Source organism: Streptomyces cylindrosporus (assembly GCF_022698165.1).
In the GTDB taxonomy this organism is placed as follows: domain Bacteria; phylum Actinomycetota; class Actinomycetes; order Streptomycetales; family Streptomycetaceae; genus Streptomyces; species Streptomyces cylindrosporus.
Window position 1 is genome coordinate 404,617 of the sequence record NZ_JALDAY010000010.1, and the last position, 26,545, is coordinate 431,161.

Here is a 26,545-nt window from a genome sequence, read left to right on the forward strand (position 1 = left end):
ATGAGCCGCTTCGGCTTCTCTTCCACGTTCTCTTCCGCGTTCTTTTCCACGGTGGTCAACTCACCCTCCCCAGATGTCGTAGAGCCGCACTTCGAGGACGGCCAGCACCACACCGCCGGCGGCCACCGTCACCGAGCCCCACCGGGTCCGCTCCGCGAGCGACATGAAGCCCGCCGCCGGAACGCACGCGAAGGCGCCGATCAGATACGCCACGAAGATCGTCGTCCCCTGCTCCGGCTTCTCGCCCCGGGCCAGCTGCACGATCCCGATCACCAGCTGCACCACGGCCAGCAACGACACCACGGCCATCCCGATGAAGTGCCAGTCCTTCGTCGGCTGGTCCCGGTAGGCGGCCCAGCCGCACCAGGCGGCGAGCAGCAGCGCGGCGACACCGGTCGCCAGCGTCAGGGCAGTGAGCATGCGGTGACCTTATTACGGCCGAAATGGGCCGACGCCGTCGACCCCGTCGTACACCGTAGGGTCTGGACCATGACGATCCACGCACAAGCCCTTCTGTTCGACAACGACGGCACCCTCGTCTCCTCCCTCGCATCCGTCGACCGGTGCTGGACCCGGTGGGCGGGGGAGTACGGGATCACCGCCGAGCAGTTCGGGCGGGTCGCGCTGCACGGGCGGCCGGCCGCCGAGATAGCCGCCGACCTGCTGCCCGCCGAGGTCGTCGCCGAGGCCGTCGCGCGGATCGAGCTGCTGGAGGTGGAGGACGTGCCCAACGGGGGCGTGCACCTGCTGCCCGGCACCAAGGACTTCCTCGACTCCCTGCCCGCCGAGCGCTGGGCCGTCGTCACCTCCGCCACCCGACGCCTCGCCGAGGCCCGGCTCGACGCCGTCGGCATCCTGGCCAAGACGATGATCACCGCCGACGACATCACCCGCGGCAAGCCCGACCCCGAGCCCTACCTCCTCGCCGCCCGCCTGCTGGGCGTCGACCCGGCCCACTGCGTCGTCTTCGAGGACGCCCCCGCCGGGCTCGCGGCCGGCCGTGCCGCCGGGATGACCACCGTGGCGTTGACCACAACCCACCAGGCCCACGAGCTCGACGCCGACCTGGTGGTGAAGGACCTGTCGGCCCTGTCCGCACTGGTCACCGCCCAGGGAGTGGAGATCTCCGTCCGCGGCTGAGACCCGTCCGCCGCTGTCCACCATGCGGACAGCGGCGCTTTGTCAGGACCGTACGTCTGTTTTACTGATCGCATGACTACGACGAGCAGCCGCAGCTTTGCGACCGAGGCGACCCTGACGCCCGGTGCTCGTTGTATGTGTCGAATGTGCGCCTTCTAGAGGGCCCCCGCACCACCTCCTGAGCCTCGCGCCCCGAAGCGAGCCCTTGTGGCATGTCCGTACGCGCAATGCCGTACGTGAAGCGTTGCCCGCGCACGACACGACTTCCCTCCCGTACCAGGGCACACCCACGCCCTCGTACTCGACAGTGACGGAAACCCCTGTGATCACCACCACGGGCCTGACCAAGGTCTACCGCTCGCGCGGCCGTGAGGTCACCGCCCTCGACGGCGTCGACCTGCACGTCCGCGAAGGCGAGGTGTACGGCGTCATCGGCCAGTCCGGCGCCGGCAAGTCCTCGCTCATCCGCTGCGTCAATCTGCTGGAGCGCCCGACGTCCGGGACGGTCACCGTCGCCGGGCAGGACCTCACCGCCCTCGCCGGGCGCGGACCCCGGGCCGGCAAGGAGCTGCGGCAGGCGCGCAGCCGTATCGGCATGGTCTTCCAGCACTTCAACCTGCTCTCCTCGCGGACCGTCCAGGACAACGTCGAGCTGCCGCTGGAGATCCTCGGGAAGTCGGGCAAGGAGCGGTCGAGGAAGGCACTGGAGCTGCTGGACCTCGTGGGCCTCGCCGACAAGGCCAAGGCATACCCCGCCCAGCTCTCCGGCGGCCAGAAGCAGCGCGTCGGCATCGCCCGCGCGCTGGCCGGCGACCCCAAGGTGCTGCTCTCCGACGAGGCCACCAGCGCCCTCGACCCGGAGACCACCCGCTCGATCCTCCAGCTGCTGCGCGACCTGAACCGGCAGCTGGGCCTCACCGTCCTCCTCATCACCCACGAGATGGACGTCGTGAAGTCGATCTGCGACTCCGCCGCCCTGATGGAGAACGGCCGGATCGTGGAGTCCGGGACGGTCAGCGAACTGCTCGCCACCCCCGGCTCGCAGCTGGCCTCCGCGCTCTTCCCGGTCGCCGGCGAGGCCACCGGCGACGACCGCACCGTCGTCGACGTCACCTTCCACGGCGAGGCCGCCACCCAGCCCGTCATCTCCCAGCTCTCGCGCACCTACAACATCGACATCTCGATCCTCGGCGCCGCCATCGACACCGTCGGCGGCCTCCAGGTCGGCCGGATGCGCATCGAACTGCCCGGCCGCTACGAGGACAACGTGGTGCCGATCGGCTTCCTGCGCGAACAGGGCCTGCAGATCGACGTCGTGGGCCAGGAGCCCGTACTGCTCGTGGAGGGTGCCAAGTGAGCTGGTCGGAAATGTCGCCGCTGCTGTCCCAGGCGTGTTGGGACACCCTCTACATGGTCGGCTGGTCCACGCTCATCGCCGTCGTCGGAGGGCTCCCGCTCGGCATCCTGCTGGTCCTGACCGACCGGGGCGGACTGCTGCAGAACGTCGTCGCCAACAAGGTGCTCGGGCAGGTCGTGAACGTCGCCCGGTCGATGCCGTTCATCATCCTGATGGTCGCGCTGATGACCTTCACGCGCTGGATCACCGGTACGACCATCGGCCGCGAGGCGGCGATCGTGCCGCTCGCGATCGGGGCGATCCCCTTCTTCGCGCGCCTGGTCGAGACGTCCGTCCGCGAAGTGGACGGCGGGCTCGTCGAGGCCGTCCAGTCGATGGGCGGCAACACCTGGACGATCGTGCGCAAGGTCCTCGTACCGGAATCGCTGCCGTCCCTGATCGCCGGCACCACCACCACGATCGTCGCCCTCATCGGCTACTCCGCCATGGCCGGCACGGTCGGCGCGGGCGGCCTCGGCGACATCGCCATCCGCTACGGCTACCAGCGCTTCGAGACCGAGCTGATGTGGATCACCGTGGCGATCCTCGCCGTGGTCATCTCGCTCATCCAGTTCGCCGGCGACTTCGCGGCCCGCTCGCTGCACGGCCGCGGCGGACGCTCCGGACCGGCTCCGAAGCTGCGGCTGCTGAAAGCCAAGTAGCCCCTCACAGACTCCCCGCACCACCTGCCGCGGGGTCGCTGCACCCAAAAGGAAAGGCACTTTTCGTGCGTAACACCGCAAAGCTCACCACCGCCGTCCTCGCCGCCGGAGCCCTCACCTTCGGGCTGACCGCCTGCGGCTCGGGCTCCGAATCCACCGCCGGCTCCTCGGACTACAGCGGTCCGCTGGTCGTCGCCGCGAGCCCGACCCCGCACGCCGAGATCCTGGACTTCGTCAAGAAGAACCTGGCCAAGAAGGCCGGACTCGACCTGGAGGTCAAGGAGTTCCAGGACTACATCGTCCCGAACACCGCGACCGAGGACGGCTCGGTGGACGCCAACTACTTCCAGAACCAGCCGTACCTCGACGACTTCAACAAGAAGCGCGGCACCCACATCGTGCCCGTCGTCACGGTGCACCTGGAGCCGCTCGGCCTCTACTCCCACAAGGTCAAGAAGGCCGACGCGCTGAAGAGCGGTGCGACGATCGCCGTCCCGAACGACGCCGTGAACGAGGCACGCGCCCTCAAGCTGCTCGCCGCCAACGGACTCATCACCCTCAAGGACGGCGCGGGCAGCGAGGCGACCCCGCAGGACATCACCAAGAACCCCAAGAACCTCAAGTTCAAGGAGGTCGAGGCGGCCCAGACCGCGCGCTCCCTGGACGACGTGGACGCCGCCGTCGTCAACGGCAACTACGCCATCTCCGCCGGGATCAAGCCCGCCAAGGACGCCCTTGTCCTGGAGTCCGCGAAGAACAGCCCGTACGGCAACTTCCTCGCGGTCAAGAAGGGCAACGAGCAGGACCCGCGGGTCAAGAAGCTCGCGAAGCTCCTCACCTCGCCCGAGGTCAAGAAGTTCATCGAGGACAAGTACCAGGGCTCGGTCATCCCGTCCTTCTGATCTCCCGATTCACCGGCACGTATACGGCGTTTCGCCACGCACGGGGTCCACTCGCTCACCGCGGGTGGACCCCGTGGTGCGGTTCCGGCCTGCCATGCTGCATGCTGGGCAGTTCAGCAGGCCCTGAACATTTTCCAAAGGTTACGGAGCGGCGCATGGCTGGCACCTTCCCCAACATCTCCATCAGCACGGAGCGGTTGGTGCTGCGTCCCCTCGACGAGGACGACGTGCCCGCACTGGCCGAGATGATGAACGACGAACAGGTCGGGGCCTGGACGGCCGTGCCGCAGCCCTACTCGGAGGAACAGGCCCACGGCTGGATCACCCGGTACGCGCCCACCGAGCGGGAGGCCGGCCGCGGACTCGACTTCGCCGTCACCGAGTTCCTCACCCAGCGCCTGGTCGGCATCGTCCAGCTCGCCAAGACCAACTGGCGGGTGCGCTCCACCGAGATGTCGTACATCATCGCCCCCTGGGCGCGCGGCGAGGGCTATGCCTCCGAGGCCGCGCTCGCCACCGCCCAATGGCTGTTCACCGACCAGAAGTTCGAGCGCATCGAGCTGCGCACGGCCGCCGACAACACCGCCTCCCAGCAGGTCGCCCAGAAGATCGGCTGTATCAGCGAGGGCGTGCTGCGGGGCGCCTGCATAGCGCGCGTCCGGGCCGACGACGGCACCTGGAGCGACGTGCGCACCGACTACATCGTGTGGAGCCTGCTGCCCGAGGACCTCGACGGCGCGGGCGAGCAGCTCGCCGACACCGGTGGTTTCACCTCTTTCACCGACTGGAACTGAACCCTGGGGGCACGAGAGGGAGGGCACCGCCCGATCCACGGCACCCGACACCAGGTACCCTCACAGCCCGACCTGCGCAAACCCCCTGGAGACCGACGACGATGGCCGACCGTGTCACGGTGATCGGCTGGGACGGCTCGCCGCTGACCGCCGCGGCACGCTCCGCCCTGGGCGCCGCCACGCTGGTGGCCGGCGCCGCCCACCACCTGGCGCTCCCCGAGGTGCCCCCGGCCGCCGAGCGCATCCGCCTCGGCAGCGTCGCCCTCGCCGCCCGCCGGATCGCCGGCCACCGCGGCACCGCGGTGGTGCTCGCGGACGGCGACCCCGGGTTCTTCGGAGTCGTACGGACCCTGCGCGCACCCGAGTTCGGCCTTGAGGTCGAGGTCGTCCCCGCCGTGTCCTCCGTCGCCGCCGCCTTCGCCCGGGCCGGCATGCCCTGGGACGACGCAGAGGTGGTCGTCGCACATCGGCGCACCCTGCGACGCGCGGTGAATGTGTGCCGCGCCCACACCAAAGTCGCCGTCCTCACCTCACCCGGCGCCGGCCCCGCCGAACTCGGCCTGCTGATGGAGGGCGTCCACCGCACCTTCGTCATCTGCGAGGAACTCGGCACCGAACGCGAACAGGTCACCGTCGTCACCTCCGACAAGGCCGCCGACCACACCTGGCGCGACCCGAACGTCGTCATCGTCATCGGCGGCCCCGTCGCACCGGGCGTCGCCGGCGAGAGCGGCGGCTGGCTCGCAGGACGCGACCCGAGCACCGGACCCCGCGGCTGGACACAACCCGACGAGGTGTACGACGGCCCGCTCGGCGAGGGCGAGACGGATCTGCTGCGCGCCGCCCAACTCGCCCGGCTGGGGCCGCGCGTCGGAGACCTCGTGTGGGACATCGGCTGCGGCAGCGGCGCCTTCGCCGTCGAGGCCGCGCGCGCCGGCGCCGCCGTCATCGCCGTCGACCGCACCCTCGACTCCTGCGCCCGCACGGACGCCGCTGCCCGCCGCTTCGGGGTCCAGTTGCAGATCGTCCAGGGCGCCGCCCCGCACGTCCTGGAGAACCTCCCCGAACCCGACGTCGTGCGCGTCGGCGGCGGGGGAGCGGCCGTGGTCTCGGCCGTCGCCGACCGGCGCCCGCAGCGCATCGTCGCCCACGCCTCCACCCGCGACGAGGCCGAACTCGTCGGCCGCGACCTCACCGAGCACGGCTACCGCGTCGAGTGCGCCCTGCTCCAGTCCGTCGAACTCGACACCAGGGCCTGGACGGAGACGGAGCGGAGCGTCGCGTTCCTGCTCAGCGCCGTGCTCCCGGAGCGCACGTCGTGACCCCGCCCCCGTCCCAGTGATCCTGTTTTCTGCCGTCCCGGTGATCCGGTAGTCGTATCGCTCGCGGTAGGCTGGCCGATCGTTGCACCGCACCGGGTGGCCCGGCACTTCGTTCGCCAATGTCCGGAAAACACGCCCCTTTTGGGGTGGGTGTGGTACGGCAGAACCGGAGGACGCGCAACGTGGCGCAGTCCACAGCGGGCCGTCGCGGATCAAGCTGTCGTGACGGTCGAACGGCCGCGAGAATGCCACTGAATGGCTTTGTCGCCTTTTACGGACGGGTCGTTCGTGCCGCTGGGCACGCACGCTCGTTCTTCACTACGGGGGCGGTCAGTGCGCCGTTTCCGGTGGGCTGGTCGCAGAGGCACTAACCGATGGGCGAGGGGTACGCATGACGGACACCGGCCAGGTCCCGGGCGAGGGACTGCCGGAGAGCGCAGGCATGGTGGAACAGCCGGGCGTGACCGCGCACGGGGCGTACACCTACCTCTCCGAGACCACCGCCGAGGACGAAGACCTGTTGCTGCTGCCGGGCGCGCAGAGCCCCTGGGGCAACGAGGTCGCGCCGCCCGCGCCCGAGCCGGTCGTCGAGGCCGTCCACGAGCCCGGGCCGCACGAGACGGCGGGCCGCGACAGCGGTTCGGTCGACCTCGGCGGCGTCCGCCTCCCGAACCCGGCGCCGGCGCCGGCTCCGGTCACCCCGCGGCGCCCGCTCCACCTCGGCCCGCCCATCCCCGACGCCTCCGCGAGCCCGGTCCGCTCCCTGGCCGACCGCGGCCCCGCAGGAGCGCCGGTCCGCCACGCCGGCCCCCCGACGGTGGGCCCGGAGTACCTCGACACCTCCGCGCTGCACGACGCGGCCCCCCTGCCCGCGACCCCCTGGACGAGCCCCTCGGTGGCCCCGGAGGCCCCGGCTGCGGAAACGGTTGTCCCACCACAGGACCAGCACGCCGAGCCGGTGGGCGCGGCGCAGGCGGTCATGACGCGGATCACCGCGGAGGCGGGGGTGCCGGCGCGGGCTGCCGAGCCGGGGGCTGACGGTCAGGTCGACTTCGCTCATGCCGGGCATGTCGGCGACCTCGCACACGGTGGGCATGCCGGGCAGGGCGGTGAGGGTGCGTACGGTGGACAGGCGGCGGAGGCTGCCGGTTCGGCGGAGTACGGGTCGGAGAGCGGACAGGCGCCGCAGGAGGCTGTAGCCGTACAGGCGGCCGAGGCTGTCGTATCTGCGGACGGTGAAGTTCTGGAAGGTGTCGAGCCTGGGAGCGGGCCTGGGAGCGGCCTGGGTCCCGATGCCGTCGTAGCGGACAGCGCCCGACTCCCCGACGCCGCGGACGTTGCACCGGCCGACGCTGCCGTTGCAGCTCCGGCTGCCGAAGCGAACGTCTTCCCGCCGGCTCCGGATGCACCCCAGCCTCTCGCCGCAGGCGCGGCAGGCGTCGAAGTTGACGCGCCCGCCATTCCTGGCGAGGCCCCCGCCGTACCGGACGCGCCCCACCTGTCGGCTGACCCCACCCCGGCGGCCCCCCAACCCCTTGCCGCCGGGCACGCCCCCGACACCGCCGTAACCCCTACCGCTGACCAGCAAGGACTCGCGCCGGAATCCGGGCCAGCCGCCGCCGGTGATCAGCCGGAGCTTGCGCCGCAGTCCGTGGGTACGCCCGCTGTCGACGAGTCGGGGCTCGCGCCGGAGCCTGCCGTGGCGCCCGTCGGGGATCAACCGGAGCTTGCGTCGCAGGCTGTGGTCACCCCCGCCCGTGATCAGCCGGGATTCGCGCCGGAACCCGTGCTGGCCGCTGCCGGTGATCAGCCAGGACCTGCGCCGGATGCCGGGTCGGCCGCCGCCGGGGACCAGCCGGAGCTTGCGCCGCAGTTCGTAGGTACGCCCGCTGTCGACGAGTCGGGGCTCGCGCCGGAGCCTGCCGTGGCGCCCGCCGGGGGGCAGCCAGTGCTTGCGTCGGAGGCTGCCGTAACCCCCACCCCGGATCAGCCGGGCCTCGCGCCGGAAGCTGCCGTAACCCCCACCCCGGATGAGCCGGGCCTCGCGCCCGAAGCTGCCGTAACCCCCACCCCGGACCAGCCGGGCCTCGCGCCGCAAGTCGGCCCCCACGCGCCCGCGTCCGACGCCCCCGAGCAGCCCGTTGCCGTCCCGGCCGAAGCCCTCACCGAGGTCGCTCCCGAGATGCCCGAGGCAGCCCTCACCGACGCCCCCTCCGGGCCCACGGCCGAACCCGTCTCCGGCATCCCCGCCGACGCTCTCCCCGGCCTCCCCGCCGAGCCCCTTCCCGGGCTCTCCGCCGAGCCCCTTCCCGGGCTCTCCGCCGAACCCCTCGGCGAGACGCCCACGGCAGCCCCCGGCGAGACGTCCACGGCCCCCGGCGACGCTCCCGCGGAAACCCTCACCGAAGCCCCCGCCGAGATCCTTGCCGAAGCCGGCACCGACCCCACAACCCGCATCCCAGCTGCTGCCGAAGCCGGCGCTGCCCCCGCGGCCCCGGCCCCAGCTGTCGCCGAAGCCGACATCGATCCCGCGGCCCCCACCCCAGCAGCCGCCCCCACCCCCTCCCACCCCGAACCGCCCACCCCCGTCGGCCAGTTCGTCCCCGTGGAAGGCACCGTCCCCACCACCCCCCACCTCGCCCCGACCCCGCCGCACCCGCTCACCCTCCCCCCGGAGGAGGAGCCCGCGGCGGAGGGCGTCGTCACGGTTCCCGCGCCCAGGGACGCCGACACCGAACTCGTACAGCACGCGGAGGACCTGGACACCAGGGCCGCCGATCAGGAAGAGAGCACGGCCGCAGTGGAAGAAGTACGTCAGTCCACCGGCCCGGCCGCGCCCGCCTACGACGAGGCCGAGCGCGAGGCCGTCATGAAGGTCATGCGGGAGCGCCGGGACATCAGGAACGGCTTCCGCGGCGACCCCATCCCGCACGAGGTGCTGCTGCGCGTCCTGGAGGCGGCCCACACCGCCCCCTCCGTCGGCCACTCCCAGCCCTGGGACTTCGTCGTCATCCGCTCCGCCGACACCCGGCGCAGCATGCACGAACTGGCCATGCGCCAGCGGGACGCGTACGCGAAGTCGCTGCCCAAGGGCCGCGCCAAGCAGTTCAAGGAACTGAAGATCGAGGCCATCCTCGACACCCCGGTCAACATCGTCGTCACCGCCGACCCGACCCGCGGCGGCCGGCACACCCTCGGCCGCCACACCCAGCCGCAGATGGCGCCCTACTCCGCCGCCCTCGCCGTCGAGAACCTCTGGCTCGCCGCCCGCGCCGAAGGCCTCGGCGTCGGCTGGGTCAGCTTCTTCGACGAGCGGGAGATGGTGCGGGCGCTGGGCCTGCCGGAGCACCTTGAGGTCATCGCGTACCTGTGCGTGGGGTACGTCGACGAATTCCCGGAAGAGCCCGAGCTGATGCAGGCCGGCTGGTCCAAGCGCCGCCCGCTGTCATGGGTGGTCCACGAGGAGACGTACGGCCGTCGCGCGCTGCCCGGCGAGGACCCGCACGACCTGCTCGCCGAGACCGTCGCCCAGATCCGCCCGCTGGATGCCAAGGCGCTCGGCGAGGCCTGGGAGCGGCAGAAGCGGATGACCAAGCCGGCCGGCGCGCTCGGCATGCTGGAGATCATCTCCGCCCAGCTGTCCGGGCTCTCGCGCCAGTGCCCGCCGCCGATCCCGGAGCCCGCGGCCGTCGCGATCTTCGCCGGGGACCACGGGGTGCACGCCCAGGGGGTCACCCCGTGGCCGCAGGAGGTGACCGCCCAGATGGTCGCCAACTTCCTCGGCGGCGGCGCGGTCTGCAACGCCTTCGCCGGGCAGGTCGGCGCCGAGGTGTGCGTCGTGGACGTCGGCGTGGCCGCCGAGCTGCCGGCCACCCCGGGGCTGCTGCCCCGCAAGGTCCGTGCCGGTACGTCCGACATGACCACCGGGCCCGCGATGACCCGCGAGGAGGCCAAGCAGGCCATCGAGGTCGGCATCGAGACCGCCCGTGACCTGGTCGCGGCCGGCAACAAGGCGCTGCTGACCGGTGAGATGGGCATCGCCAACACCACCGCTTCGGCCGCCCTGATCTCCGTCTTCACGGACACTGACCCCGCCGAGGTCACCGGCCGCGGCACCGGCATCAACGACGAGACGCTCGCCCGCAAGACCGAGGTCGTCCGCCGTGCCATCGAGCTGCACCAGCCGGACCCGGCCGACCCCATCGGCGTACTCGCCGCGATCGGCGGCTTCGAGCACGCGGCGATCGTGGGCCTGCTGCTGGGCGGCGCCTCGCTGCGTACGCCGGTGATCCTGGACGGCGTCAGCGCCGGTGCCGCCGCGCTGGTGGCCCGGGCGATCGCCCCCGAGGTCCTCGCGGCCTGCATCGCGGGCCACCGCAGCGCCGAGCCCGGCCATGTGGCCGCGCTGAACAAGCTCGGCCTGCGCCCCCTGGTCGACCTCGACCTCAGGCTCGGCGAGGGCACGGGCGCGCTGCTCGCCCTGCCGCTGGTGCAGAGTACGGCCCGTGCCATGCACGAGGTCGCGACCTTCGACTCGGCGGGCGTCACCGAGAAGTGACCGCGGGCCGGGGTGGGGTACGCGCTCCTGCGTGCACCCCACCCCGGCCGTACTCTGAAGCCATCCTCAGCCATCCTCAGAACCCGAAGCCACCCGTAAAATCCGCACGTCAGGGCTGCTCCAGCGCCGTAGCGCCCATCGCATTGCCAGGACGAGGAGCCGCACCTCATGGCCGAACACCCCGCCTACCCCGTAGGACTCCGCCTCACCGGCCGCCGGGTCGTCATCCTCGGCGGCGGCCAGGTCGCCCAGCGCCGCCTCCCCGCGCTGATCGCGGCCGGCGCGGACATCCTTCTGGTGTCTCCCGAGGTGACCCCCTCCGTCGAGGCGATGGCGGACGCGGGGGAGATCGGCTGGGAGCGGCGCCGGTACGCCGACGGTGACCTGGCGGACGCCTGGTACGCGCTGATCGCCACCAGCGACGCCGAGGCCAACGCCGCCGCGTCCGCCGAGGCCGAGCGCCACCGCGTGTGGTGCGTGCGCTCCGACGACGCCGACGCGGCCACCGCCTGGACCCCGGCCACCGGGCACAGCGAGGGCGTCACGGTCGCCGTCCTCACCACCGACGCGCGCGGCCGCGACCCGCGGCACACCGCCGCCATCCGGGACGCGGTCGTCGAGGGCCTGCGCGACGGCACGCTCGTCGCCCCGCACCACCGCACCCGCACGCCCGGCGTCGCCTTGGTCGGCGGCGGCCCCGGCGACCCGGACCTGATCACCGTCCGCGGCCGCCGTCTGCTCGCCGAGGCCGACGTGGTCATCACCGACCACCTGGGCCCGCGCGACCTGCTCGCCGAACTCCCCGCCGGCGTCGAGGTGATCGACGCGGCCAAGCTGCCGTACGGGCGCTTCATGGCCCAGGAGGCCATCAACAACGCCCTGATCGAACACGCCAAGCAGGGCAAGTCCGTCGTACGGCTGAAGGGGGGCGACCCCTTCGTCTACGGCCGCGGGATGGAGGAGGTCAACGCGCTCGCCGAGGCCGGCATCCCGTGCACCGTCGTGCCCGGCATCTCCAGCTCGATCTCGGTGCCGGGCGCGGCCGGGATCCCCGTCACGCACCGGGGCGTCGCGCACGAGTTCACCGTGGTCAGCGGGCATGTCGCCCCCGACGACGAACGCTCCCTGGTCGACTGGCCCTCGCTCGCCAAGCTGACCGGCACGCTGGTCATCCTCATGGGCGTCGGCACGATCGGGAAGGTCGCCGAGACCCTCGTCGCGCACGGTAAGTCCCCCGACACCCCGGTCGCCGTGATCCAGGAGGGCACCACGGCCGCCCAGCGCCGGGTCGACGCGACCCTCGCCACGGTCGCCGAGACGGTCGTCGCCGAGGAGGTCAAGGCCCCGTCGGTCATCGTCATCGGCGAGGTCGTGACGGTCGGACCGAGCGCGTCCGCGTAACCGCGGGTAACCCAACCCGTTCCGAGCCGTTGGCACCACACCCAGGACAAGGCAGTATCACCCTGTGGCCGATCTCATCACCGTCGAGGATCCCGACGACCCCCGCCTGCGCGACTACACGGGCCTGACCGACGTCGAACTGCGCCGCAAGCGAGAGCCGGCCGAGGGCCTGTTCATCGCCGAGGGCGAGAAGGTCATCAGACGGGCCAAGGACGCCGGTTACGAGATGCGCTCGATGCTGCTGTCCGCCAAGTGGGTCGACGTCATGCGCGATGTGATCGACGAGCTCCCGGCCCCGGTGTACGCGGTCAGCCCGGAGCTCGCCGAGCAGGTCACCGGCTACCACGTGCACCGCGGCGCGCTCGCCTCCATGCAGCGCAAGCCCCTGCCCACGGCCGCCGAACTTCTCCAGACCGCCCGCCGGGTCGTCGTCATGGAGTCGGTCAACGACCACACCAACATCGGCGCGATCTTCCGCTCGGCGGCGGCGCTCGGCATGGACGCGGTCCTGCTGTCGCCCGACTGCGCCGACCCGCTGTACCGCCGTAGCGTCAAGGTCTCGATGGGCGCGGTCTTCTCCGTCCCGTACGCCCGGCTCGACACCTGGCCCAAGGGCCTGGAGTCGGTCCGCGAGGCGGGTTTCACGCTGCTCGCGCTCACCCCCGACGAGAAGGCGAGATCCCTCGACGAGGCCGCCCCGCACAAGATGGACCGCGTGGCGCTGATGCTCGGCGCCGAGGGCGACGGCCTGTCCACGCAGGCGCTGGTGGCCGCCGACGAGTGGGTACGCATCCCGATGTCCCACGGCGTCGACTCCCTCAACGTCGGCGCGGCGGCTGCGGTCGCCTTCTACGCGGTGGCCACGGGCCGCCCACAGGGCTGAGGCCTTGGCCCAGCGCGAGGCGATCGTCGCGGTACTGCGCCGGGGCGGCCGGGTCCTGGCCATCCGCCGCGGCCCGTCCGTCTCCCGCCCCGGCTACTGGCAACCGCTCAGCGGCAAGCTGGAACCGGGGGAGACCCAACAGGAGGCCCTGGTCAGAGAGGTCCAGGAGGAGGTCGGTCTCTCCGTCTCCCCGGGCGCCAAGGTCTGGGAATCGGAAACGGACGACGGCCGCTTCCGCCTCCACTGGTGGACAGCGGACGCGCACCAGGGAGAGATCGTCCCCGACCCGGTAGAGGTGGCGGAGACCCGCTGGGTGACCCCGGAGGAGTTCCTCGCCTTGACCCCACTCTTCGAGGGCGACCGAGAGTTCTTCGAGGACATCCTGCCGACCCTGTGACGCCCTACTGACCTGCGGCCGGCTTCCCTTCCGGTACCTGCGCCGCGGGACTCGGCCGTACGTGCTGCTGCTCATTCCGTACGACGCCCCGGTCGCCGCCGAGTCCACGCGACGGCCCCTGGCAGCCCTGGGCCGCGGCGATGCCGAGCGCCACCAGCAGCGTCACGACCACGAACACGAACAGGCGTTGCCGCAGGAGCCGTGGGTTGGCGGGGCGTCGGCCGGTGCCCGTGGCCCGGGGCGCCGGACGACCGGTGCCGCTGCGAGGTCCGGGCCGGCTGCCGCCGTTGGGGCGGGTGCCGTTCCGGGAGGTGGGCGTGGGCCGCGTCCCGGGACGTGAGGTCGGCGCCCCGGCACCCCGCGGCGCCGACGACCCCGTACCACCGCGGGACACGGGGCCTCCGGCCGCCGTACCACCGCGCGACGCACTCCCCGTGCCGCCGCCCCGCGAAGGAACCCCGCCACCGCGCACCGGAGCGGGCCCGCGGGACGACGACGGGGACGCCCCGCGCGGCGGCGGGGTCCCCTGCGGCCGACGCTGCTGCTCCGGGTAGGTGTCGGCGAGCCGCCCGGTGGGCCGGTCCGCCTCGTTCACCCGCGGCCCGGGCGGACGCATGTCGGCCGGCCCGTTCGCCTCGCGCGCGGCGATCTCCTTGAGCCGGAGCGACAGTTGGAGCGTGCTGGGCCGCTCGCCGGGGTCCTTCGCCAGACAGGCGCGGACGAGCGGAGCGAGCGCGTCCGGTACGCCGTGCAGCTGAGGCTCCTCGTGCACGACCCGGTACAGCATCACCTCGGAACTGCCGTGCCCGAAGGGCGAGTCGGCCATGGAGGCGTACGCCAGGGTCGCGCCGAGCGAGAACACGTCCGTGGCCGGCGTGACGGCGGCGCCGCGCACCTGCTCCGGCGCGAGGAAGCCGGGGGAGCCGACGGCCGTACCGACGTGCGTGAGGGTTGAGGCCCCAGTGGCCCAGGCGATGCCGAAGTCGATGATCCGCGGCCCCTTGGGGGACAGCAGGATGTTGGACGGCTTGAGATCCCGGTGCACGACCCCGGCCTCGTGCACGGCGACGAGCCCCTCGGACAGCGCGGCCCCCACGGCCGCGACGTCGGCCGCGCTCAGCGGCCCCTCGTCGGCGACCTTGTCGTGCAGGGAGGGCCCGGGCACGTACTGCGTGGCGAACCACGGACGGTCCGCGTCGAGATCCGCCGCGACCAGCCGGGCCGTGCACCCGCCCCTGATCCGCCGCGCGGCCGACACCTCGCGCGCGAACCGCGACCGGAACTCCTGATCCTCCGCCAGGTCGGGCCGGATGACCTTCAGCGCGACCCGCTGCCCCTTCTTGTCGGAGCCCAGGTAGACAACGCCCATCCCGCCCGCGCCGAGCCGTCTGTGAAGCCTGAACGAGCCGACGACGCGCGGGTCCTCGCGCCTCAGGCGCATCATCGCCATGTTCATCCCCGCTGCCCGGTCCGTGTGACGTGGCACAGCTTACGTTTACCCGGCCGCCCGCGCGCAGAGGCCGCGCCCTCTCGTCCAGATCGATTGTCAGTGCCGGGTGGGAGACTTGAAGGACGGTCAGGGAGCGCGCGAACAGGCGCACTTAGCCACCGCCCCGCTCCCAACCACCCGTCACAGAAGGGGGATTGAACACGTGAAGGGTGATCGCGTGGAGATAGTCGTGGACGCGGGCGACACGACCCGCACCTATGAGGTGGTGGCGAGCAGGGCGGGCCGCAGGGTGGAGACGGCGGTACGACGAGGTGTAGTGGAAGTGAGCGAAGTCACCCGGAGCGGCTCCGTGGTCCGTACCGCCCGGTTCATGGCCACACGGGTGCTGGCCCTGGTCGAGCAGCCGGTGCCGCGGGAGGACAGCTCAGAAAAGCCCGGACACTCCGGGCGTCCCCTCCGGGAAGACCCTGAGACCTAGGTCCACGTCTCCACCCAGGGGAGTACTCCCCACCTGCTGGCTCATCCTCCGGGAGGCCCGGCAATCGGTACGAGGGCATGACGTGCGACGAGCGCCGGACGCCTAGATTTGAGGTCAAGCGGCGGGTGCAGCACTCGTCCCCCGAGGTCAGACACCCGCCGCTGCCAACGACAACTGAACGGTCAGGAGAGGGACCATGGCTCTGACGGCACCGCGGACGCTGATCCGCACAAGCGAGCGCACAGAGCTCCGCCGCCGCACGGGCCGCCGCCACCCCCTGGTGGCGACGCTCATGGTCCTCCCCCTGGCGGCCCTGCTCTTCTTCGTCTTCGACGGCTGGGAGACAGTGGCCACACAGGCGTCGTCCGTGGGCGTGATGCTGGGGCGCTGAGCGGCGACCCCAGGCCCGGAAGAGCGGTCCGGGCGGGGACATCCACCCATGAAACCCCGTGGGGACGGGGGTGCGGCGGACGGCAAAAATGCCGGCGCAGCTGGGGAGCTGCGCCGGCATTGCTTTGCCCAAAGCCGCCCTCCGCACGCAAGGGGCGGCGCCTTCGCGACGCAGGCCGGCATTTTCGGCTCGTGAGGCGTTGGAGGCTGGTCCTGGCCATCCGCACCCCCCACCCCGGAGCGGGCGGCACCTCCTCAACACCGGCCGGCATCTCTCAGCCCGTCCGGCGTTTGAGGACGAGGCCCGTTCAGGGCCGACGGGGGTCCAGGGGGCGGAGCCCCCTGGGCGGGGTCGAAGGGGCGGCAGCCCCTGGGGATGGGACGGGTAGGGGCGGCGGGGGCGAGAAACTCCCGGGCCCCACAACCCCGCCGCACCTCCCCGCCGTACCCTCACGACCAGACCCCCCCGCCCGCAGGGAGCCCCGTGACCCCCACCCCCTTGCTCACCGACCTCACCGCCCGAGTCAAGGCCAAGGCCCACTCCCGCACCACTCCCTGCCCCTGCGCCACCCCCGGTTCACCCGCCCCCCGCACCACCCTCGCCGACCGCCCCGACGCCACGGTCGTCCGCCACGCGGACACGGTCGCCAAGGCCCACGCCCCCGGCACCCCCCTCACCGACCTCACCCTCCGCCTCGCCACGGCCACCCACCTCCCCGGCATCCTCCTGTCCCCACTCACCCCGATCCCGGTCGACCTGCACGGCCGCCAGGTGACCTTCTGGCCCTACGGCACCCCCGTCGACCCCGACGCCCCGGACGCCGCCCCCTGGGAAGCCGCCGGCACCCTCCTGGCCCACCTCCACCGAACACCCACCTCCACCCTCCCCTCCCTCTTCAGGCCCACCCTCAGCCCCGCCACCACCACACCCCCACCCACCACCACACCCCCACCCACCACCTCGCCTTCCCCCGCCCTACCCCCCATGCGCGGCCCCGCCAAAGCAGCCCAAGCCATCGCCCGCCTCACCGCCTCCGCCACCGCCGCCGACCACCCCGCCGCACAACCCGTCCTCCACGCCTGGCGCACCCTCCCCGCCTGGGCCCGAGCCGAGGCGCCCATGCCGGACACCAGCACCCTCTGCCACGGCGACCTGCACCTCGGCCAGCTCGTCCGGCATCCCGCCCCCGACGGCCCCTGGCTGCTCATCGACGTCGACGACCTCGGTACCGGCGTCCCCGCCTGGGACCTCGCCCGCCCCGCCGCCTGGTACGCCTGCGGACTCCTCCACCCCGACGAGTGGACCCGCTTCCTCACCGCCTACCGCGCCGCCGCCGGCCCGGCCGTCCCCGCCGACGGCGACCCCTGGCCCGCCCTGGACGTCCCGGCCCGCGCCCTCACCGTGCAGACCGCCGCCCGCGCGATCACCAAGGCCACGGCGGAGAACCGCGACCTCGACGAGATCGAGATGTCCATGATCGATGCATGTGCCCGAATGAGTTCCCTCCCACCGGAGTTGGCGCCGGATTTCCCGAAGTAGGGTGCAACCGACCGCAGCCGGGATGGAGTCTGTCCTGGCGGAACGCGAAGCAGGACCGACGGGCTAGGAGTTGAGCCGACGATGCAGTGTCCGAAGTGTCACGCGCCGATGCACACGTACAACCGCAACGGTGTCCAGATCGAGCAGTGCAGCGGCTGCCGCGGGATCTTCCTCGACTACGGCGAGCTGGAGGCGCTGACCCGCCTGGAGTCCCAGTGGCAGCAGCCCGGGCCGCCGCCCCCGGGCGTCCCGCAGGCCTACCCCGCCCCGCCCGCGCCCGCCTGGGGCGCCCCGCACGGCGGCGGCCACGGCGGTGGTCACTACGGCGGCCACCACGGCGGTCACCACCGCCACAAGAGCTTCGGCCACATGCTGTTCTCCAGCTGACGGCACACGACGAAGCCCCCGACCGTACGAGACGGCCGGGGGCTTCGGCTGGTGCGCGATACTGGGATTGAACCAGTGACCTCTTCCGTGTCAGGGAAGCGCTCTCCCGCTGAGCTAATCGCGCGGGAACCACGATCAAGATCGTGTGTACTGCGTGCGCGATACTGGGATTGAACCAGTGACCTCTTCCGTGTCAGGGAAGCGCTCTCCCGCTGAGCTAATCGCGCGGGTCGAAGCCTTGCGGCTCCAGTGGACGATACTGGGATTGAACCAGTGACCTCTTCCGTGTCAGGGAAGCGCTCTCCCGCTGAGCTAATCGTCCTTGGAGGTGGAGACGGGATTTGAACCCGTGTAGACGGCTTTGCAGGCCGTTGCCTCGCCTCTCGGCCACTCCACCAGGAGTGAGGGGTTCGGGATGATCCCCCTTGCTCTTCCGAGCGAACGACGAGGTTCGAACTCGCGACCTCAACCTTGGCAAGGTTGCGCTCTACCAACTGAGCTACGTTCGCCTGTCTTTCCGATCCGCTTGCGCGTCCCGGCGACGTGTTGAACTCTAGCGGATTCCGGGGCCAGTACAAAAACGCGTTTGCGCAGCGTGCTGCCCTGCGCCTGCTCACGGGCGTGGCCAGGGCGTCCGTGGGGACACGTCGAGGTCACCTTTCGGACACCCGCCATAGACTCGACCGCGTGCACGACCTCCCTCCCCTCGCCCGCTTCGGCACCCGCGTCGCCACCGGCCTCCTCGACGTCACCAGCGACCCCGCGGCCCTGGACTCCACCGGCTTCTGGGCCGTCGCCGCCGACTTCGAGGGCCGTCTGACCTGCGCCCGCTTCCGGGACGTACGGGAAGAACCCGTGCCCGCGCCGGTGCCGGGGAAGTGGCAGGGGCCCGCCGCCGGTGACTGGACGTCGTCCCTCGACCGCGCCGCGTACACGGACGGCGTGCGCCGGATCCGGGAGCACATCGCGGCCGGCGAGGTCTACCAGGCGAACCTCTGCCGGGTGCTCGCCGCCCCGGTGGCACCGGACGCCGACGTGGACGCCCTCACCGCGCTGCTCGCCCGCGGCAACCCGGCGCCGTACGCAGGAACGATCCGGCTGCCCGGGCACGGCGTCGAGCTCGCCACCGCCTCGCCCGAGCTGTTCCTGCGCCGTGCCGGACGGATCGTCGAGTCCGGGCCGATCAAGGGCACCGGGCGCACCGAGGCCGATCTGCTGGAGAAGGACTACGCCGAGAACGTGATGATCGTGGACCTGGTCCGCAACGACATCGGGCGCGTCTGCGCCACCGGCAGCGTCACCGTGCCCGACCTGTGCGCCGTCGAGAAGCACCCCGGGCTCGTCCACCTCGTCTCCACGGTCCGCGGCGAGTTGCGCGCCGGCGCCGGCTGGCCCGAGCTGCTCGACGCGGCCTTCCCGCCCGGCTCGGTCACCGGCGCGCCCAAGTCGAGCGCGCTGCGGATCATCGACGCCCTGGAGACGGCACCGCGCGGCCCGTACTGCGGCGGCATCGGCTGGGTCGACGCCGACCGCGGAACCGGCGAGCTGGCGGTCGGCATCCGTACGTTCTGGATCGACCGCGCGGCCGGGGAGCTCCGCTTCGGCACCGGCGCGGGCATCACCTGGGGCTCCGACCCCGAGGCGGAGTGGCGGGAGACCGAGCTGAAGGCGGCCCGACTGCTCGCGGTAGCGTCGGGCACGTACGAGTGGTGTGCGGAGGGACCGGCAGGGGGCTGTGCCGACCCGAGGACCGACCCTCGGACCCCCGGCCACCACGACGCCCCCGGCGCAGAGTTGCGAGGACCAGAACAGTGAAGCTTTGGCTCGACGGCGGGCTGCAGGACATCGAGTCCGCCCGCGTCTCCGTCTTCGACCACGGACTGACCGTGGGCGACGGCATCTTCGAGACGGTGAAGGCGACCGACGGGAAGCCGTTCGCGCTGACCCGGCACCTGGACCGGCTGACCCGCTCCGCGCGCGGCCTCGGCCTGCCCGACCCGGACCACGACGAGGTCCGCCGCGCCTGCGCCGCCGTCCTGGCGGCCAACCCGATGCCGCTCGGCCGGCTGCGCATCACCTACACCGGCGGCCACGGCCCCCTCGGCTCGGACCGCGGCGAGCACGGCCCGACCCTCGTGGTCGCGCTCGGCGAGACCACCCGCCGCCCCGACTCGACCGCCGTCATCACGGTCCCGTGGACCCGCAACGAACGCGGTGCCCTCACCGGCCTGAAGACCACCTCGTACGCCGAGAACGTCGTCGCTCTCGCCCGCGCCCACCAACACGGCGCCTCCGAGGCCCTGTTCGCCAACACGGTCGGGCAGCTCTGCGAGGGCACCGGCTCCAACGTCTTCGTCGTCCTCGACGGCGAGATCCACACCCCGCCGGTCGCCTCCGGCTGCCTCGCGGGCATCACGCGCGCGCTGACGGTCGAGTGGACCGGCGCCAAGGAGACCGATCTGCCGCTGGACGTCCTGGAGCGGGCGGACGAGGTCTTCCTCACCTCCACCCTGCGGGACGTCCAGGCGGTCCACCGCGTCGACGACCGCGAACTGCCGGGCGCGCCGGGACCGGTGACCGCGAAGGCGATGCGGATCTTCGGCGAGCGCTCCGGCGACGACCTGGATCCGTGAGAACCGGCCGATATTTGGCTGACACGGGCGGGCACGGCGGGTAGAACACCCCTGATGACGACGACCCTGCGGCCGACCGAGCCGCTCCAGCACAACACCGACGGGACGCAGTCGCGCCGCTACCAAGTGTGCGTGAACAGCCGTCCCGTGGGCGGGATACACCTCTCCACACACCCCGAGTACGGCCTGGGCGTGGCCCGTCTCGCCGAGCTGTACATCGAGGAGCCGGACCGCGGTCGGGGCCGCGGCACGGTGGCCGCGCTCGCCGCCGAGGAGGTCGTACGGGGCTGGGGCTGCCGGCGCATCGAGGTGTCCGTGCCCGGTGGCGCCGAGGCCGCCCTCCGGCTCGCCACGGCGCTCGGGTACGTCCGGCGCAGCCGCAACATGGCCAAGCGGCTGGACGGGCCCGCGCCCGCACTGCCGGCAGGGAGCGTCGCCCGGCCCATGACCGAGGCCGAGTTCGGGCCCTGGCTGAAGGAGGACGAGGCCCGCTTCGCGCGGAGTCTGATCGACCGCGGCGTGCCCGAGGCCGAGGCGCACGCCAAGGCGAAGCAGGAGCAGGAGCGGTGGCTGCCGCACGGTCTGGCGACCGAGGACACGCTGATCAGCGTCCTGGAGCACGAGGGCGAACGGGCCGGCACCCTGTGGCTGGGGCTGTGGCCCGAGATGGCGTACGTGCTCAACGTCGAGGTGGACGAGGGACACCGGGGGCGCGGCCACGGCCGTACGCTGATGCTCCTGGCGGAGGCCCAGGGCGTCGAGGGCGGCAAGGACCGCATCGGCCTGCACGTCTTCGCGGACAACACCCCCGCCGAACGGCTCTACGAGTCCCTCGGCTACGAGACCACCGACCACAACCTCTTCAAGGAACTGCTCTGAGGCTCAGGCCCCTTCGGCCAGCAGCCGGTCGGCGATCTCCTCGATCCGCTCCCGCAGCCCCTCCTGGCTCTTGCCGCCGTCGAGGCGCTCCCCGCCGATGACGTACGTCGGCGTCCCGGTCACGCCGATGGCCTTGCCCTCGGCCTGGTCGGCGTCGACGATCAGGATGTGCCGGCCGTCGATCAGGGCGGTGTCGAACTCGTCGGCGTCCAGCCCGAGTTCGCCGGCGACCTCGACCAGGAAGGGCTCTCCCTTACGGTCCAGCTCCTCGACCCGGCCGAGCACGGCCTCGACGTACTCCCAGCCCCTGCCCTGCTCGAAGGCCTCCTCGGCGGCCTGCGCGGCGGCGAAGGCGTGCTTGTGCTTCTCCAGCGGGAAGTGCCGCAGGCGCAGTTCCAGCCGGTCGCCGTAGCGGGCGCGCAGGGCGCCGAGGTCGGCCAGGGCGCTGCGGCAGTCGGGGCACTGGAGTTCGCACCAGACGTCGAGGACGGGCGCGGCGGCGGGCACGGGGGAGGAGTCGCTCATGCGGTCAGTGTCCCAGGTCGGGAGCGGGTGACCCAATCGGAGGTCACGGGGGCCGGACCGGCACACCGCCGCGACGACCCGCGCCCGCGACCCTGATCCACACCCAGGGGTGGGCACCGGGCCGGCACCTGCGGAGGAGCCGACCCGGAGATGTCCCTGATGTCCGCCCGAGGCATGGCCCGTCGGGGCCTGGGCGGTGCAGGATGGAAGGGACGAAAAGTGCCCTGCTCGGCGAGGACTGCCTAGGACTGCCTGGAGGACCGGATGATTGCCGAGACCGTCTGTTCCGCCGCCGCCGCGGCCGGCCTGGGCATCGCGGCGGTCACGGCGTACCGCAAGCGGTTCCTCGCGGCCGCCCGCCTGGCCGCCTACTCGCTGGTGCCGCTCGGCCTGGTGATGACCGGGACCGTGCAGTGGCTGGCGGACACCGCCTTCAGTCCGACGGCGTGGGCGGGCTTCGGCGTGCTCGGCGCGGCCTGGCTGCTGTTCTCCAGCACGCGCGCGGTGGAGCGCCGTCGCGGCGGCACCCGCAAGGAGCGCCGGGAGGCCAAGGCCGCGGCGCAACGCGGCGCGGTGGCCCCGACGGCGTCGGCGCCCTCGCTCGGCCCGGGCACCCGCCCGGCGGCCCGGCCCGCGACCGCGCCCCGCTCCGACTCCGCCGAGGACTTCAGCGACATCGAGGCCATCCTGAAGAAGCACGGCATATGACCGGCGCATGACGACTGAAACGACACAGTGGATCATCGCGCCGCACCGAAGTGATCACGACCCGAACCGGACATCACGGAATTCGGCGAACTCCCGCTCATTCCGGGCGTGTTGATCGCGCCAGGTGGCCCGTCTGCGCCATCATCGCCGCGAGATGCTGGACACGACACAAGGCGAAACCGCGCCGCCGAAGGACGAGCCGCGCGGGTGCCTCTTCGCCCTTTCCCAGCCACCGCTGATGATCTTCCTTGCGGTGATCGGGTGTCTGCTGCTCATGGCTGCGCTGCACGATCTGCTGCTGCTCTGAGCCGTACCCGTGATCCCCGGCGCCACCCGTCGGGGATCACGACGACGCCGCCCGGGCCGTGTCAGCCCGCGGCTTCCTTGCGCCGTGCCCGGTAGGCGGCCACATGTAGCCGGTTCCCGCAGGTACGGCTGTCGCAGTACCGGCGCGAGCGATTGCGGGACAGGTCGACGAAGGCGCGCCGGCAGTCCGGTGCCTCGCAGCGGCGCAGCCGCTCCTGCTCCCCGGCGACGACGAAGAAGGCCAGTGCCATCCCGCAGTCGGCCGCCAGATGGTCGGCGACGGAGGCGCCGGGCGCGAAGTAGTGCACATGCCAGTCGTAGCCGTCGTGGTCGGTGAGGCGGGGCGTGGTGCCCGCCGCGGCGACCAGTTCGTTGATCAGCCCGGCCGCGGTGCGGGCGTCGGGCGCCGCGAAGACCGAGGCGAACCGCCCGCGGATCTTCCGCACGGCCGACAGGTCGAATTCCGACAGCAGTCCGACATCGCTGACTTCGTGGTTTTCTACGAAATCCGTCAGAGCAGCGACGTCCGGCAGTCCGTCCGGCGTGGTGTCGTCCTCCGGCGCGGTGTTCACCAGATCCACCACGGTGTCGAGGGCGCACCGGGTGTCGTGGGTGATCAGCACGTTTCGCTCCCTGGCCTGTGGGTCGGGCGCAAGCCCGCCGATGCTGGCCGATGGTAATTGGTTTCGCCGGAGCAGGGGCCGATCACGCCGTCGGCGGGATCCGTCCCGGCGCGCGGTGGACGCGGACATGCCGACGCCGTCCCGGTGCGGGACGGCGTCGGCATGTTCCCTATGCGGTTGTACCGGCCCGAGCCGTCACCCCGAGTCGACGGCGCCGGGCGGCTTGTGGGGCCTCGCCCTCAGCTCTCCGCCAGGATGTGGGAGAGCTCCTGATCGAGGTCGAAATGCCGGTGTTCCGTACCGGGGGGCACGGCGGCGTCCGTCCGCTTCAGGAAGGACTCGAGGGCTCGCGCCGGGGCTTCCAGCAGGGCCTCGCCCTCCGGGGAGCTCAGGGCGATGCACACGACGCCCTGACCGTGGCTGCGCGACGGCCAGACACGGACGTCGCCGGTGCCGGTGGGCCGGTGCAGGCCTTCCGCGAGGAGGTCGCGGGCGAACACCCACTCGACGGTCTCCTCGGCTCCGGTGTGGAAGGTGGCGTGCACGGCGTAGGGGTCGGCCGTGTCGTACCGCAGGCCTGCGGGGACAGGCAGGGAGGACTCGCTCGACACAACGAGGCGCAGGTGCAGCTCGCAGCTGACCGTGGTGTTCATAAGCGCCAGGGCCTTTCGCTCAGTGTGCGCTCGGGGATTCGCACGTCGGCGAAATCGACATGCCACCTACGGTGCCGTTGTAAACCCCTCTGAGTGTTTTGCGTGTCTTTACGTAACTCTTCCGGCCGAGGGGCCCTTCGCACCCTACGGCCATTCCGGTGACTGGTTTCCGCTCAGTAAAGTAAGGTAAAGTTTGGCCGTATGAATACGGGGAGTAGCGGAACCGAGGGATCGTCGGGCGAGGCCGCCGTGGCGTCGGAAGAGGCGGAGCCGGACGAGGCCGGGAGCGAGCGGGGGCTCGGTTCCAGGGCGCCGGCGTTCATCAAGCGGCGTCGCGCACTGCATCTGAGCTGGCAGGTCGGTGTCTTCGTGGTCGGCCTCGCGGTCGTGGCCGCCGGCATCGTCATGCTGCCCCTGCCCGGACCGGGCTGGGTCGTGATCTTCGCCGGCATGGCGATCTGGGCCACCGAGTTCGTCTGGGCCCAGCTGGTGCTCCGCTGGACCAAGCGCAAGGTCACCGAGGCGGCGCAGAAGGCCCTCGACCCCAAGGTGCGGCGCCGCAACATCACGCTGACGGCGATCGGCCTGACGATCGTGGCCGTCCTGGTCGGCGTCTACCTCTGGAAGTTCGGCTTCGTGATGCCGTGGAAGATCGAGGACCAGTGATCCGCGCGGAGGGTGCGGAGGCACCCGCTGACATGGGGTAATGTTCTTCCTGCGCCCGGGCGATTAGCTCAGTGGGAGAGCGCTTCGTTCACACCGAAGAGGTCACTGGTTCGAACCCAGTATCGCCCACCCAAAGACGGCGGCCCATCTGCATCAGTGCAGGTGGGCCGCCGTCGTTTTGCGTGCAGGGCGCGGCCCCCCGCCGTCACCCCCGGTGGCCGGGGAAACCGTTCGACCACATCCCGCCGTCCCGTACCGGACACCCCGTCAGCTCCCCGGCGACGAGACCGGTTTCGGCCGCGCGCCGCTCGCGCCTGGCAGGCCGATTCCCGTTCGACCCGCCGACCGCACCCGCCTCACCTGCGGCTTCGCCGCCTCCGCCGTGCCGGTCCGCCTCCTGCCGCCGCCCGGCCTCTTTGTGAACCCACAAGAAATTCCTGTCCGAATCATTGACGCACCCCGAGGCCCTCCGTAACTTGTGCCAGCAAGCGCTTACTTGAAACGATTCATGCAGGCGGCGACGATGCCGGGAGGGCCCGACTGTGGGAACCAGCAGGAAAGTTGAGAGGCGTACGATCCTCAAGGCCGCCGGGGCCGGAGCGGCCACGCTGGGGCTGGCCGCGACGACCGGGTGCGGGGGGAACAGCGGCACGTCCGCCGACGGGACGGTGACGATCCGTTACTCGTGGTGGGGAGCCGACGAGCGGGCCAAGAAGATCAACCAGACCATCAAGCTCTTCGAGAAGAAGTATCCGAAGATCAAGGTGAAGACGGACTTCCAGGACTACGTCTCTTTCTGGGAGAAGTTCCAGACGCAGGCCTCGGGCGGAAATCCACCGGACGTTTTCCAAAACGCCGTCACATTCCTTAGGAAGTACGACAAGAGAAGCGTTCTGCTCGACCTCAGGTCGCAGATCGACGCCGGCAATCTCAGCCTCGACAACTTCCGGGCCGGCGTCACCAAGGTCGGCGAGGTCGACGGCAAGCAGCTCGGCGTCCCGGTCGGCTCCAACACCATGGCGCTGGTCATCGACAAGAAGGTCTTCCAGAAGGCCGGCGTGGAGCCCGCGGCGGGCTGGACCTGGGACGACTACTTCAAGGCCCTCAAGACCATCCACGACAAGACCAAGGTCCCGGGCGACACGGGCTACTTCAGCATCATGTACCTGTACGACCTGTACCTGCGGCAGAACGGAAAGGCCTTCTACACCAAGGACGGACTGGGCTTCGACAAGGCCGACCTGACGGAGTGGTGGCAGGACGGCTACAACCGGACGAAGGCCGGGATCATCACCGACCCCAAGATCGTCGCGCAGGACCGCCCCAAGTCCTCGCTCTCCGCCGGGCACGGGGCCTCCGAATTCACCTGGGACAACTTCACCGTCCGCTACTCCGCCGAGGGCGACAGCGAATACGGCCTCGCGCCGATCCCCACCATGGACGGCAAGCACACCGGCCAGTACCTCGCCTCGCTGATGCTGAGCGCCTCCGCTCGAACCTCGCACCCCAAGGAAGTCGCCCAGTTCATCGACTTCATGGTCCACGACCCCGAGGTCGGCAAGATCATGGGCTACGACCGCGGCATCCTCGCGAGCACCGAGCAGTACGACGCCTTCAAGCCGACGGACACGGTCAACAAGGAGATCGCACAGTACGAGACCGACACCGCCAAGGCCGGTGTCCTCGGCACGATCACCCCGCACCCCTCCGGCGCCGACACCATCGAGGCGGCCTTCCTGCGCATCGGCGGCGACCTGGGCCTGGGCAAGGTCAAGACCTCCGACGCGGTGAAGCAGTTCTTCGACGAGGCACAGGCCGCCTTCCAGGCCTGACCCGGACCGCACCGGAACCG

The 26,545-nt window shown here is 71.6% G+C and carries 26 protein-coding genes and 6 tRNA genes; 22 read left to right on the top strand and 10 right to left on the bottom strand.

All coding sequences use genetic code 11. The features are described from left to right. Positions 1 to 60: 60 nt before the first annotated feature. On the bottom strand, positions 61 to 420 hold the full coding sequence (locus MQP27_RS32660) for a hypothetical protein (RefSeq protein WP_242770902.1): 360 nt from the start codon (positions 418 to 420) through the stop codon (positions 61 to 63). Between the two features lie 69 nt (positions 421 to 489). Here MQP27_RS32660 and MQP27_RS32665 point away from each other — a divergent pair, with 69 nt between their 5' ends. The 10 genes from MQP27_RS32665 to MQP27_RS32710 all read left to right on the top strand — a co-directional run bounded on the left by MQP27_RS32665 (position 490) and on the right by MQP27_RS32710 (position 13,455). Then, the gene (locus MQP27_RS32665) at positions 490 to 1,140 is read left to right on the top strand and encodes an HAD-IA family hydrolase (protein ID WP_242770910.1); all 651 of its coding nucleotides are present in this window, start codon (positions 490 to 492) and stop codon (positions 1,138 to 1,140) included. 322 nt (positions 1,141 to 1,462) lie between these two features. Then, complete coding sequence (locus MQP27_RS32670) at positions 1,463 to 2,497, top strand: methionine ABC transporter ATP-binding protein (protein ID WP_242770912.1); 1,035 nt, start codon at positions 1,463 to 1,465, stop codon at positions 2,495 to 2,497. Beyond that, positions 2,494 to 3,198 (top strand): methionine ABC transporter permease, encoded by a 705-nt coding sequence (locus tag MQP27_RS32675; protein ID WP_242770914.1) that lies wholly within the window; start codon positions 2,494 to 2,496, stop codon positions 3,196 to 3,198. The genes MQP27_RS32670 and MQP27_RS32675 overlap by 4 nt, the downstream gene beginning before the upstream one ends. Before the next feature lie 65 nt (positions 3,199 to 3,263). Continuing rightward, the gene (locus MQP27_RS32680; protein ID WP_242770916.1) at positions 3,264 to 4,100 is read left to right on the top strand and encodes a MetQ/NlpA family ABC transporter substrate-binding protein; all 837 of its coding nucleotides are present in this window, start codon (positions 3,264 to 3,266) and stop codon (positions 4,098 to 4,100) included. Between the two features lie 155 nt (positions 4,101 to 4,255). Beyond that, positions 4,256 to 4,894, top strand: a complete 639-nt coding sequence (locus tag MQP27_RS32685) for a GNAT family N-acetyltransferase (RefSeq protein WP_242770918.1) — start codon at positions 4,256 to 4,258, stop codon at positions 4,892 to 4,894. A 101-nt stretch (positions 4,895 to 4,995) separates the two neighbouring features. Continuing rightward, positions 4,996 to 6,216 carry a precorrin-6y C5,15-methyltransferase (decarboxylating) subunit CbiE gene (cbiE, locus tag MQP27_RS32690; RefSeq protein ID WP_242770920.1) on the top strand — a complete coding sequence of 407 codons (1,221 nt, stop codon included), beginning with the start codon at positions 4,996 to 4,998 and terminating at the stop codon, positions 6,214 to 6,216. Between the two features lie 391 nt (positions 6,217 to 6,607). Then, positions 6,608 to 10,774, top strand: coding sequence for a nicotinate-nucleotide--dimethylbenzimidazole phosphoribosyltransferase (gene cobT / locus MQP27_RS32695; RefSeq protein ID WP_242770922.1), 4,167 nt, complete (start codon positions 6,608 to 6,610; stop codon positions 10,772 to 10,774). Between the two features lie 168 nt (positions 10,775 to 10,942). After that, positions 10,943 to 12,175 (top strand): uroporphyrinogen-III C-methyltransferase, encoded by a 1,233-nt coding sequence (gene cobA, locus MQP27_RS32700; protein ID WP_242770924.1) that lies wholly within the window; start codon positions 10,943 to 10,945, stop codon positions 12,173 to 12,175. 64 nt (positions 12,176 to 12,239) lie between these two features. Further along, a complete protein-coding gene (locus MQP27_RS32705; RefSeq protein WP_242770926.1) occupies positions 12,240 to 13,058 on the top strand; it encodes a TrmH family RNA methyltransferase in 819 nt (272 codons plus the stop codon). A 4-nt stretch (positions 13,059 to 13,062) separates the two neighbouring features. Then, on the top strand, positions 13,063 to 13,455 hold the full coding sequence (locus MQP27_RS32710; protein ID WP_242770928.1) for an NUDIX domain-containing protein: 393 nt from the start codon (positions 13,063 to 13,065) through the stop codon (positions 13,453 to 13,455). A gap of 4 nt (positions 13,456 to 13,459) precedes the next feature. Here MQP27_RS32710 and MQP27_RS32715 read toward each other — a convergent pair whose 3' ends face one another. Further along, positions 13,460 to 14,911, bottom strand: a complete 1,452-nt coding sequence (locus MQP27_RS32715) for a serine/threonine-protein kinase (RefSeq protein WP_242771279.1) — start codon at positions 14,909 to 14,911, stop codon at positions 13,460 to 13,462. 196 nt (positions 14,912 to 15,107) lie between these two features. Here MQP27_RS32715 and MQP27_RS32720 point away from each other — a divergent pair, with 196 nt between their 5' ends. The 4 genes from MQP27_RS32720 to MQP27_RS32735 all read left to right on the top strand — a co-directional run bounded on the left by MQP27_RS32720 (position 15,108) and on the right by MQP27_RS32735 (position 17,700). Beyond that, positions 15,108 to 15,383: a DUF8836 family protein gene (locus MQP27_RS32720; RefSeq protein WP_242770930.1), complete on the top strand. Its 276-nt coding sequence runs from the start codon at positions 15,108 to 15,110 to the stop codon at positions 15,381 to 15,383. Positions 15,384 to 15,579: 196 nt separating this feature from the next. Further along, complete coding sequence (locus tag MQP27_RS32725; RefSeq protein ID WP_242770932.1) at positions 15,580 to 15,774, top strand: hypothetical protein; 195 nt, start codon at positions 15,580 to 15,582, stop codon at positions 15,772 to 15,774. A gap of 483 nt (positions 15,775 to 16,257) precedes the next feature. Beyond that, positions 16,258 to 17,313, top strand: a complete 1,056-nt coding sequence (locus MQP27_RS32730) for an aminoglycoside phosphotransferase family protein (RefSeq protein ID WP_242770934.1) — start codon at positions 16,258 to 16,260, stop codon at positions 17,311 to 17,313. Positions 17,314 to 17,394: 81 nt separating this feature from the next. Then, positions 17,395 to 17,700 (top strand): TFIIB-type zinc ribbon-containing protein, encoded by a 306-nt coding sequence (locus MQP27_RS32735; protein WP_242770936.1) that lies wholly within the window; start codon positions 17,395 to 17,397, stop codon positions 17,698 to 17,700. A gap of 49 nt (positions 17,701 to 17,749) precedes the next feature. Here the strand turns inward: MQP27_RS32735 and MQP27_RS32740 are convergent. The 5 genes from MQP27_RS32740 to MQP27_RS32760 form a co-directional block, all read right to left on the bottom strand. Beyond that, a tRNA-Val gene (locus MQP27_RS32740) sits at positions 17,750 to 17,824 on the bottom strand. Between the two features lie 31 nt (positions 17,825 to 17,855). Then, positions 17,856 to 17,927: transfer RNA gene (locus MQP27_RS32745), tRNA-Val, on the bottom strand. Positions 17,928 to 17,950: 23 nt separating this feature from the next. Continuing rightward, positions 17,951 to 18,022: transfer RNA gene (locus MQP27_RS32750), tRNA-Val, on the bottom strand. Between the two features lies 1 nt (position 18,023). Next, positions 18,024 to 18,097 (bottom strand) — tRNA-Cys (locus tag MQP27_RS32755). Between the two features lie 39 nt (positions 18,098 to 18,136). Next, positions 18,137 to 18,209: transfer RNA gene (locus MQP27_RS32760), tRNA-Gly, on the bottom strand. Between the two features lie 178 nt (positions 18,210 to 18,387). Here MQP27_RS32760 and MQP27_RS32765 point away from each other — a divergent pair. The 3 genes from MQP27_RS32765 to MQP27_RS32775 are packed head-to-tail and all read left to right on the top strand — an operon-like array spanning position 18,388 to position 21,212. Continuing rightward, a complete protein-coding gene (locus MQP27_RS32765) occupies positions 18,388 to 19,515 on the top strand; it encodes a chorismate-binding protein (RefSeq protein ID WP_242770938.1) in 1,128 nt (375 codons plus the stop codon). Beyond that, positions 19,512 to 20,333, top strand: a complete 822-nt coding sequence (locus MQP27_RS32770; RefSeq protein ID WP_242770940.1) for an aminotransferase class IV — start codon at positions 19,512 to 19,514, stop codon at positions 20,331 to 20,333. Before MQP27_RS32765 ends, MQP27_RS32770 begins: the two co-directional genes overlap by 4 nt. A 54-nt stretch (positions 20,334 to 20,387) precedes the next feature. Next, positions 20,388 to 21,212 carry a GNAT family N-acetyltransferase gene (locus MQP27_RS32775; protein ID WP_242770942.1) on the top strand — a complete coding sequence of 275 codons (825 nt, stop codon included), beginning with the start codon at positions 20,388 to 20,390 and terminating at the stop codon, positions 21,210 to 21,212. A gap of 3 nt (positions 21,213 to 21,215) precedes the next feature. On the opposite strand, the gene MQP27_RS32780 is transcribed toward MQP27_RS32775, so the two are convergent. Continuing rightward, positions 21,216 to 21,737, bottom strand: coding sequence for a DsbA family protein (locus MQP27_RS32780; protein ID WP_242770944.1), 522 nt, complete (start codon positions 21,735 to 21,737; stop codon positions 21,216 to 21,218). Positions 21,738 to 22,001: 264 nt separating this feature from the next. Here MQP27_RS32780 and MQP27_RS32785 point away from each other — a divergent pair, with 264 nt between their 5' ends. Together MQP27_RS32785 and MQP27_RS32790 are read left to right on the top strand one after the other, a co-directional pair. Next, the gene (locus MQP27_RS32785) at positions 22,002 to 22,445 is read left to right on the top strand and encodes a hypothetical protein (protein WP_242770957.1); all 444 of its coding nucleotides are present in this window, start codon (positions 22,002 to 22,004) and stop codon (positions 22,443 to 22,445) included. Positions 22,446 to 22,599: 154 nt separating this feature from the next. Continuing rightward, a complete protein-coding gene (locus MQP27_RS32790; RefSeq protein ID WP_208784159.1) occupies positions 22,600 to 22,752 on the top strand; it encodes a hypothetical protein in 153 nt (50 codons plus the stop codon). A gap of 61 nt (positions 22,753 to 22,813) precedes the next feature. On the opposite strand, the gene MQP27_RS32795 is transcribed toward MQP27_RS32790, so the two are convergent. Further along, positions 22,814 to 23,374, bottom strand: a complete 561-nt coding sequence (locus MQP27_RS32795; protein WP_242770960.1) for a CGNR zinc finger domain-containing protein — start codon at positions 23,372 to 23,374, stop codon at positions 22,814 to 22,816. 239 nt (positions 23,375 to 23,613) lie between these two features. Further along, complete coding sequence (locus MQP27_RS32800) at positions 23,614 to 24,027, bottom strand: SsgA family sporulation/cell division regulator (protein WP_004002642.1); 414 nt, start codon at positions 24,025 to 24,027, stop codon at positions 23,614 to 23,616. Between the two features lie 201 nt (positions 24,028 to 24,228). On the opposite strand from MQP27_RS32800, the gene MQP27_RS32805 reads away from it, so the two are divergent. The 3 genes from MQP27_RS32805 to MQP27_RS32815 all read left to right on the top strand — a co-directional run bounded on the left by MQP27_RS32805 (position 24,229) and on the right by MQP27_RS32815 (position 26,525). After that, entirely contained in the window at positions 24,229 to 24,693 is a 465-nt protein-coding gene (locus MQP27_RS32805) for a TIGR02611 family protein (RefSeq protein WP_242771001.1), read from the top strand. A 57-nt stretch (positions 24,694 to 24,750) separates the two neighbouring features. Then, positions 24,751 to 24,822 (top strand) — tRNA-Val (locus MQP27_RS32810). A 413-nt stretch (positions 24,823 to 25,235) separates the two neighbouring features. Next, complete coding sequence (locus MQP27_RS32815; protein ID WP_242771004.1) at positions 25,236 to 26,525, top strand: ABC transporter substrate-binding protein; 1,290 nt, start codon at positions 25,236 to 25,238, stop codon at positions 26,523 to 26,525. Positions 26,526 to 26,545 lie beyond the last annotated feature (20 nt).

Coding starts and splice junctions, on each gene's coding strand:
- MQP27_RS32660 (WP_242770902.1), bottom strand. CDS start 420: ATGCTCACTGCCCTGACGCTGGCGACCGGTGTCGCCGCGCTGCTGCTC.
- MQP27_RS32665 (WP_242770910.1), top strand. CDS start 490: ATGACGATCCACGCACAAGCCCTTCTGTTCGACAACGACGGCACCCTC.
- MQP27_RS32685 (WP_242770918.1), top strand. CDS start 4,256: ATGGCTGGCACCTTCCCCAACATCTCCATCAGCACGGAGCGGTTGGTG.
- cbiE (WP_242770920.1), top strand. CDS start 4,996: ATGGCCGACCGTGTCACGGTGATCGGCTGGGACGGCTCGCCGCTGACC.
- cobT (WP_242770922.1), top strand. CDS start 6,608: ATGACGGACACCGGCCAGGTCCCGGGCGAGGGACTGCCGGAGAGCGCA.
- cobA (WP_242770924.1), top strand. CDS start 10,943: ATGGCCGAACACCCCGCCTACCCCGTAGGACTCCGCCTCACCGGCCGC.
- MQP27_RS32715 (WP_242771279.1), bottom strand. CDS start 14,911: ATGAACATGGCGATGATGCGCCTGAGGCGCGAGGACCCGCGCGTCGTC.
- MQP27_RS32725 (WP_242770932.1), top strand. CDS start 15,580: ATGGCTCTGACGGCACCGCGGACGCTGATCCGCACAAGCGAGCGCACA.
- MQP27_RS32735 (WP_242770936.1), top strand. CDS start 17,395: ATGCAGTGTCCGAAGTGTCACGCGCCGATGCACACGTACAACCGCAAC.
- MQP27_RS32775 (WP_242770942.1), top strand. CDS start 20,388: ATGACGACGACCCTGCGGCCGACCGAGCCGCTCCAGCACAACACCGAC.
- MQP27_RS32780 (WP_242770944.1), bottom strand. CDS start 21,737: ATGAGCGACTCCTCCCCCGTGCCCGCCGCCGCGCCCGTCCTCGACGTC.
- MQP27_RS32785 (WP_242770957.1), top strand. CDS start 22,002: ATGATTGCCGAGACCGTCTGTTCCGCCGCCGCCGCGGCCGGCCTGGGC.
- MQP27_RS32790 (WP_208784159.1), top strand. CDS start 22,600: ATGCTGGACACGACACAAGGCGAAACCGCGCCGCCGAAGGACGAGCCG.
- MQP27_RS32800 (WP_004002642.1), bottom strand. CDS start 24,027: ATGAACACCACGGTCAGCTGCGAGCTGCACCTGCGCCTCGTTGTGTCG.
- MQP27_RS32805 (WP_242771001.1), top strand. CDS start 24,229: ATGAATACGGGGAGTAGCGGAACCGAGGGATCGTCGGGCGAGGCCGCC.